The following is a 2,016-nucleotide window of genomic DNA, read 5'->3' as shown; positions in this document are numbered from 1 at the left end:
ATGAACCTTGCCATCAGAACCTTTTTGTAAATTCTGTTGTTCTTCATCCGTTAAATAATGTGCGTGAGGAAACAATCCCGCACAGGCATGTAAAAACGTGAGTGTGGGGATTGTTGATCGTCACAAACAGCAAAACTTAAGATTGGCATTCATCCGCATTTTTATATTTTTTACAAAACGGGCTGTTTAAGCGCTTTTCGACACTTCTCTGTGGGATGACAGCACCAGGCTGACAAATAGGGAGGTCTCTACCGTTAAAAGGAGAACACCAGCTAGCTCTCCCTTTATAATGGAATCCTGCTTGGATCATGCAAGCATCAATCGTTGCATTCTCATTGTTGCTTAACTTTTGAACTTCATCCTCAAGATAATTAAGGTGTGGCAAACCACATTCTAGCAATGCTTTTCCTACCTCAGTAGAATCTGCTCCTAGCTTCTCCCACACAGCCGTCTCTCCTCGAGGAGGTTTATCAATGTTTTCAATGTCACATCCAGCAACCGTTAACAGAATGAGCAGGCTTAATAAATTAAACAACATTTTCATTTTTTGTTCCCTGTTCTCGTTGAATAAAGTTTGTTAAAACTAAATGAACCATAATTAATTTGACACTCACGACTTGCATCAGCATAACAATTATGGGGGCTCGGATTAAGGCCCAAGACCGCTCTCCCCATCTCTCTGATTGGATTAGTTGCTATAGTAAATAAACTGTTTGCTGCAAATATCGTCATATAAAAAGGATTTTTTATACCTTTCTCCAAAAGTGAAAAATCTAGATTTAAAGGTGCCTTATAAGCCGTAGGCCAATTGTAACCAATCACTGTACTAATGGGGTCTAACATATGGCCTTGTATGTAGATATAATTTTTTTCGCCATCGCTTAGATAATCTACTGTATTGGCCATCGATTGCATGTGAGCAGCCGCTCCAACAAGATAGAAGTCTGTTTTCTTGGCTACACTGTGGATACCATGTTCTTGCAAGTCATTTGCTCCATTGCGTATTGTTAAGGTACCACGGCTATGCCCACTAACAATAGCATTGTCATTGCCATAACGATAGATAAAATCTTGGAACTTTTTGGTTGAATTGGTCAACCCCCAAGAGCCCCCTTCAAAAAACTTTTGATAAAATGCTACCCCTAATTCTACCAGCACATCGTCAGCTTGGGGAAAGTATGTAAAATAAAGGGGACCATTTTTATTAACAGCCAATTGGACAGCATTACCCGCAGCATCATCTGGTGAATTAAAAATGCCATTGTAGAACATATAAACAGCACCATTAGGGCCTTTTTGTAAATGCTTTTCTTCCTCTGGCTTTAAAAAGTGATACAGAGTGATATATTTTCCATCACTGCCTTTTATAGGTTTTCCATTTTCATCGGTTAAATAGAGGACATTGCCATTTTCATCATGCGCAACCTCACCTACTGGGTGCTCTTTGACATTTGTGATTTTATAAATTTTATCAAGGTATCCCAATCCTTCATCCGATAAATCATTGATCATATCTACGCGATTATGAACGATCCCCTCAAGCGATGTGGCGTCCACCGGTGCAACGGCTTGGTGGGCTGCTGCGGTGTTGCGGTTGAGAGAGCCAATGATTTGTCCAGCATCTTGCCCCATCGCCCTCTGTCCAGTTGTATCAGTAAGGATGATAGTCCCATCGCTGATAGCAGATTTGGTTTCCCCTTCTGCTCCATCCTTGGCTTTGCCGTGATTTAAAACATTCTTGGCAATGTTCTTTATCGTGTCATTCCCAGAAATGCTAAACCCATGGCTGCTGGCTTTAGCATGGGCACCGTTGCTGATATCACCGGTGGTAATGCTTCCAGTGGTCAGGCTGTTTTTATCTGCCGGCGCGGTGCTGGCAATGATGCCTCCGGTCAGCGTTGTTTTGTCTTTAACAATGATATTAAAGCCGCCATCACCCGCTTTGATGCCTGATTGCTCCACAACACTATGATAATCGCTGGAGGATTTATCCTTTTGGAAAGAGGCGCTCATGGA

At 41.8% G+C, this 2,016-nt stretch carries 1 protein-coding gene and 1 pseudogene; both read right to left on the bottom strand.

Annotated elements, in window-relative coordinates:
* Positions 1–136: 136 nt before the first annotated feature.
* The gene (locus tag ACFIKG_RS09065; protein ID WP_375627014.1) at positions 137–544 is read right to left on the bottom strand and encodes a hypothetical protein; all 408 of its coding nucleotides are present in this window, start codon (positions 542–544) and stop codon (positions 137–139) included.
* Positions 541–2,016, bottom strand: a pseudogene (locus ACFIKG_RS09060) (filamentous hemagglutinin); the annotation flags it as partial. The pseudogene ACFIKG_RS09060 and the gene ACFIKG_RS09065, both read right to left, overlap by 4 nt.

Source organism: Bartonella sp. LB28NMGDW (assembly GCF_042194435.1).
In the GTDB taxonomy this organism is placed as follows: domain Bacteria; phylum Pseudomonadota; class Alphaproteobacteria; order Rhizobiales; family Rhizobiaceae; genus Bartonella; species Bartonella grahamii.
This window is presented reverse-complemented; position numbering and strand designations above follow the sequence as displayed.